General features: G+C 61.9%; 6 protein-coding genes. All 6 read left to right on the top strand.

Features of this window, described 5'->3' with window-relative positions; all coding sequences use genetic code 11:
- Positions 1-42: 42 nt before the first annotated feature.
- Positions 43-300: a plastocyanin/azurin family copper-binding protein gene (locus tag VNX23_RS31120; protein WP_414643065.1), complete on the top strand. Its 258-nt coding sequence runs from the start codon at positions 43-45 to the stop codon at positions 298-300.
- A gap of 93 nt (positions 301-393) precedes the next feature.
- A complete protein-coding gene (locus tag VNX23_RS23680; RefSeq protein WP_325634000.1) occupies positions 394-708 on the top strand; it encodes a hypothetical protein in 315 nt (104 codons plus the stop codon).
- A 365-nt stretch (positions 709-1073) separates the two neighbouring features.
- The gene (locus VNX23_RS23675) at positions 1074-3350 is read left to right on the top strand and encodes a multicopper oxidase domain-containing protein (RefSeq protein ID WP_325633999.1); all 2277 of its coding nucleotides are present in this window, start codon (positions 1074-1076) and stop codon (positions 3348-3350) included.
- A gap of 88 nt (positions 3351-3438) precedes the next feature.
- A complete protein-coding gene (locus VNX23_RS23670; protein WP_325633998.1) occupies positions 3439-4227 on the top strand; it encodes a class I SAM-dependent methyltransferase in 789 nt (262 codons plus the stop codon).
- Between the two features lie 24 nt (positions 4228-4251).
- Entirely contained in the window at positions 4252-5079 is an 828-nt protein-coding gene (locus tag VNX23_RS23665; RefSeq protein ID WP_325633997.1) for a uridine kinase, read from the top strand.
- Positions 5076-5732, top strand: a 657-nt coding sequence (locus VNX23_RS23660; protein WP_325633996.1) for a hypothetical protein, incomplete at its 3' end; no start/stop codon positions are given. The genes VNX23_RS23665 and VNX23_RS23660, both read left to right, overlap by 4 nt.

Raw genomic sequence — 5732 nt, 5'->3', positions numbered from 1 at the left:
GCGGCAAGCCCGATGTAGCATGTGCCAGCAAGGGAGGAAAAGATGGCGGAGAGCCACAAAGTTACCATAAATAACATGGCATTTAATCCGGCTAGCGTCACAATCTCCACCGGCGACACCGTCGAGTGGACTAACCAAATGACGATGGACCATACGGTCACTCCCGACAAAAGCGAATTTCCAAGTAGCGGACACATAAAGCCGCAAGCCACATTTTCGCACACGTTCAGCGCGAGTGGTTCGGTCGCATACCATTGCCAAATCCATCCGTTCATGAAGGGAACGGTTATCGTCAACTGATCCAAATTCGAGGCTGGGGAGCGCCGAGGCCGCTTCGATGATACAGCCACTGATCGTTTTGCGCAGAATTATGCTCCAAACGGGAGATCTATCATGGCGAGCTCGTGGTCAATTACTATCAACCAGCACGACGGCGCGATCACCTTCAAGCCTGACGTCCCGGGCGCAACGGCTGGTCAACCGCTCGGGGTGAATTCCGGCGACAACGTGACGTGGAATAACCGGACTAACCAAGAGATCACGCTGAAGTCGATCCAACCGGAGGGTGTTTTCCTGTGCGATCCAATTCCGGCCGGAGACGTCTCTAACCCGATCTTCAATGTCACGCAGACAGTCGGATATTCTTGGGTTCGGCAGAGCGCGGCGCCAACACCGGACCCACCGGACGCCTGGATTGTGGTCGTCTAACGTCAAAGCGTGATCTCCTGCATCGCTGCCTGCGGCGTCCGCCGCCGCGCCTTGGATTGATGGGCAACGGCGCGGATCCGCCAAGCACAGCTTCTTCTTCTTCGTTCAAAGGGGGTGAATCCATGATTGGCCCTGACCCCACGCTCCGCCGCACCGCAACTATTTTTCGAACCGAAGCGTCAGGTCGCCGCCCGGCCCGGAGAATGCGCGGCCGGATCGCGTTGCTTATCGTTGGGGCCGCCCTAGCGTCGGGGGCCATTTCGTTTGCTTATGCGCAGAATAATCCTCCCGCGTTTACGCCTCCCCCCGCAAGCGAGGCAACCAGCCCGACCGTCCCGTGCCTTCCCGCGGGACAAGACCTCGTCATGCCGCCCGAGATCGACGCGTCCGACGGCGTGCTCAAGGGCATCATCAGCCTGGCAGAAGAGTTTCAGCGCCTGCCCCCGACTGCCGCAGGGAACGCGAATTGCCCGCAGCAATTGGTGCGGATCTACCGGCCCGGGCTGCCATTGCCGCCTTCAAACGATTTGCTTAATCCCGTGCCCGGACCGACCTTGCGGGCGCGCGTCGGAGACCTCGTGCAGCTCACCTTCGTCAACACGGTCGATGCGAACCGCTTCGACAGGAACGTCGTCCTCGGTCCAAACGGCTGCATGCAAGTCGGCAAGGGGGGCGCGCAGTATCCGGGGACGGGTGGTGGGGCGTTTGACATCTTTCCGAACTGTCTGCACGCCTCCAGCACGGCCAATATTCATTACCACGGGACGCACACCAACCCCGATGCGACCGGAGACGATGTGTTCCTGCAAATCCTCCCTTTGCCGCGCGACAACGCTGGCGACCTGACGACAAAGCCGACGGACGCGATGGTCGGCTTAGAACAGTTCTTCAAGGATTGCACCGCGCAGCTAAAAGACCACCCATCGAATCAGTGGCCGCGTCGTTGGAGCGACATCCCGAATGATTGGATCCAAAAACAGACCGACTTGTTGAAGGCCTACCAGGCCAAGCACCCCGACCAGACGATATGGGACAAGGACGAGGAGCTCATTCATGACGGCTGGCCGCAGTATTACATTGGCGTGGTTCCGTACTGCTTTGCGCTGCCGTACAAGCCGGGAGCCGAGCCTGTGGACAAGGGCGATCTCCGCATGGGCCAGGCACCGGGAACCCATTGGTATCATGCGCACAAGCACGGCTCCACTGCGATCAACGTGATGAACGGCATGACCGGCGCCTTCGTCATCGAAGGCCAGTACGACGACGACCTCAATGCCTTGTATGCGAGCTATGGCGTCAAGCGCGGCGGCGAATCCAAGCCCTGGAATACGCGCTCGCAGCCGGTGTTGGTTCTCAACCAGCTTGGGACCACGCCAAATATGCTTTCGGGTGCCGGGACGGGCCCGGCGGGCCCAGCCGGCGTCCCCTTCGCGGTCAATGGTCGGGTCGGTCCCAAGGCGCACATGCAGCCCGGAGAAGTCCAGCTCTGGCGCATCGTGAACTCGTCGTCGCGCAGCGCCGCCTATTTCATGGCGCCCGGAGGCTTGCAATGGCGGCAACTGGCGCAGGACGGGGTGCAATTCGCCCGGCCGACTTACGCAAGCCCACAGAACCAGAACACGCCATTCTACATGGCGCCAGCCAATCGCGTGGACCTGCTGGTTCAGGCGCCGATGACGCCGCGTGAGTTCAAAGTCGAGATTCAGGCGGTCATGGCTCGCAGCCAAGTCAAGCCGACGCCGGTCCACCCGAACGTGAACGATCAGGCGCCGGGAACGCTGCTGATGACGGTCGAAGTGTCCGGCGATCCGGTCACATACAACGGCGAGCCGGTGCAGGCGCCAATGCCGTTTCCCCCAGAAGGCAAGGCTCCAAATCAGCCCAAATTCCTCGCCGACATCACCGACGAGGAATTGGCCCGCAGCAACTACGTCACGAGAAAATTCATCTTCGATTCGAAGGTTCCGCAAAGCAAGGCGCAGCACACGATCAACAACGTCCAATTCGAAGATAGTAAAGGAGAGGCAAACGTGCACGTCACGCTGGGCGCTGCGGAGGAATGGACAATCGAGAACACAACGAACGCGCCAGGCCCAATCGATCATCCGTTACACATTCACATCAACCCGTACCAGATCACCGAGGTGTTCGATCCCAATGAGAATTTGGTCAACCCGGAGACCGGTACGTTGTTAACTCAGCTGCAGGTGACTGATACAAATGGCCAAACGAAGATTATGACCCAAGGCGAATGCGACAAGCTCAACGACGGGACTCATTGCAAAACAGTTCCGGTACCGCGCTATGTCACGGATAAGGCCAAGCTAAGCGATCCGCAGAATCTCTTCCGGATGCGTCAGTGTTTTCTTGACCTTGCGAATGCAAACACCTGGTCGGTGGCCGGCGCCTGCGGGGCGCAGCCGCCGCAATCCAATCTGATCTGGTGGGACACCTTTGCCATACCGTCGGCTCGCGTGGAGCAACAAAAGGTCATACCCGGCTACTTCAAGATGCGCAGCCGCTTCGTAGACTACCATGGCGTTTATGTCATGCATTGCCATATCCTGATCCACGAGGACCGCGGCATGATGTTCACCGTCGAAGTGATCCCGCCGCCCAGGTTGATGGTTCAGCACCATTAGCGAGCAACTGCGAAACACCAGCCGGCGCGTTCGGCGGGCGGGCGACGACGGGCGACCCGGTTTCGGTGCCGACGGAGGGACAGCCATCATGTCCGCATATGACGCGGCGGCGCCGAGCTTCGATCGCCATCGTGCCCTGCCTGATGGCGTTGCGGAGGCGATCCGCGCCTCTGTGATGGCCGCTGCCGGCGGCGTGCCGAGGCCGCGTCTCCTTGATATCGGCGCCGGCGCGGGGCGGATCGGCTGGCCGTTCGTGGCCGCGGGCGACGACTATATTGGCGTCGACTTCTCACTTGGGATGCTGCGCGAATTCACGGGACGAGCCGAGTGGAACGGCGCGCCGGCCCGTCTGGTGCAAGCTGACGGAGAGCGACTGCCGCTTGCTGACGCGAGCTTCGATGCCGTGCTGCTGATGCAGGTGCTGAGTGCCGCACGCGATGGGCGTAGGTTGATCGCGGAAGCAGGCCGCGTGCTACAGCCCGCCGGCTGTCTGATTTTCGGCCGCACTGTTGCACCGGACAACGGCATTGACGCCTGCATGAGGCAGCACCTCGCCGGATCGCTTGACGCGGCGGGCGTCCATCCCTACCGGGAAAAGTGGAGCGACGATGCCCTGAACTGGCTCGCCGGCAACGCGCACGACAGCCGCACCGTGACCGCCGCTGCATGGGCGGCCGAACGAACGCCGCGCGCCTTCCTGGAGCGTCACGCCACGGGCGCGCGATTTTCCGTTTTGCCGCCACCGGTCCAGAATATCGCGATGCTGCGCCTGCGTGAGTGGGCTGTCGCGACCTTCGGCTCCCTCGATGCCGTGTCTGTCGAACCCTTCCGGTTCGACCTGATGATTTACCGCCTCCAGCCAGGGATGGCGCACTGAATGCCGGACCCCGTACAGAACGCCATGCTGACCGAACTCGGGCAACGCCTGGCAAGCGGATCGCTCAGCGACGCCACACTGCAGCGCGCCACCGAGTCGACACCCAACCTCGCGATCCTGCCGTGGGTGAACGTGGTCAAGATCGGCGGCCAGAGCATCATGGATCGCGGACGCAGCGCAGTGATGCCGTTGATCGACGAAATCGTCGCCAACCTGCCGCATCACAAGATGATCCTGGGTACCGGCGCCGGCACCCGCGCCCGCCACGTCTACAGCCTTGCCATCGATCTCGGCATGCCGGTCGGCGTCCTGACCGTGCTCGGCACCGCGGTCGCATGGCAGAACGCGCAGATGCTGCAATACTTGCTCGCGAAACACGGTATCGCCTTTCTCGAGCCGGAGGGCTTCCCGTCGCTGCCGCACTACCTGATGGAACGCGGCGCCGTGATCTGTCAGGGCATGCCGCCCTACAAATTGTGGGAGGAAAACCCCGAGATCGGGCGCATTCCGCCGCAGCGCACCGACACCGGCTGCTTCCTGATCGCCGAAGTGTTCGGCGCGAGAAAGATGATCTACGCGAAAGACGAGGATGGCCTCTACACCGCCGACCCGAAAAAGGATCCGGCCGCTCGCCACATCCCGCGCATTAGTGTGCAGGAGTTGCTGCGACAGGATTTGAATGACCTGGTGGTCGAGCGCGCTGTGTTGGAGCTTATGCTGACCGCGCGCAACATCAGCGAGATCCAGTTCGTCAACGGCTTGAAGCCCGGCCAGTTGACCGCTGCGCTGGACGGCGAACCGGTGGGAACCATCATCTACAACGCCGAGATTCGACGGGGAGACGTGGTATGAGCGCAAGCCAAGCCGCGCAGCACGTGGTTTCGCGGCTGATGCGCGAATCCCTCGTCGACAAAAAGGTAATTGCGGGCACTGAGGCGCCCGTCCGTGCCATCCTGCCGAAGCTCAACGTCATCCAGATCGGCGGCCTGTCGATCATGGATCGCGGGCGTGAAGCCGTGCTGCCCCTGCTCGACGAGATCGTCGCCAATCAGGACGAGCATACGCAGGTGGTTGGCGTCGGCCCGGGTGTGCGGGCACGGCATATTTTTGCGGTCGGGCTCGACCTCGGTCTGCCAACCGGGGCGCTCGCCACGCTCGCTGCCAAGTCGTCGGCGCAGAACGCCTACATGGTGGCGTGCCTGCTCGCCGATAGCGGTTTCGTCTACCTCGAGGCGCCGTTCATCGTGCAACTGCTCCCAGCTATGCTGGCGGCTGCGCGCGGCGCGGTGTTCAACGGCATTCCGCCTTACGATCTGTGGGAGCATCCGCCGGCGATCGGCAAGATCCCGCCGCACGGCAGCGACGCCGGGTCCTACCTCGTCGGCGAGGTGTTCGGGGCGCGCTCGGTCATCCTATTGAAGGACGTCGACGGGCTCTACACCACCGACCCAAAGACCAATCCGGGCGCCGAGTTCATCGCCGAGATCGGCGCCGCGGAACTGATA

Origin of the sequence: Bradyrhizobium sp., assembly GCF_035570375.1 — a bacterium.
Lineage (GTDB): Bacteria > Pseudomonadota > Alphaproteobacteria > Rhizobiales > Xanthobacteraceae > Bradyrhizobium.
This window is presented reverse-complemented; position numbering and strand designations above follow the sequence as displayed.

What these genes read in the sequence shown, in the direction of transcription:
- VNX23_RS31120 (WP_414643065.1), top strand. Translation starts at nt 43, where the DNA reads ATGGCGGAGAGCCACAAAGTTACCATAAATAACATGGCATTTAATCCG.
- VNX23_RS23680 (WP_325634000.1), top strand. Translation starts at nt 394, where the DNA reads ATGGCGAGCTCGTGGTCAATTACTATCAACCAGCACGACGGCGCGATC.
- VNX23_RS23675 (WP_325633999.1), top strand. Translation starts at nt 1,074, where the DNA reads ATGCCGCCCGAGATCGACGCGTCCGACGGCGTGCTCAAGGGCATCATC.
- VNX23_RS23670 (WP_325633998.1), top strand. Translation starts at nt 3,439, where the DNA reads ATGTCCGCATATGACGCGGCGGCGCCGAGCTTCGATCGCCATCGTGCC.
- VNX23_RS23665 (WP_325633997.1), top strand. Translation starts at nt 4,252, where the DNA reads ATGCTGACCGAACTCGGGCAACGCCTGGCAAGCGGATCGCTCAGCGAC.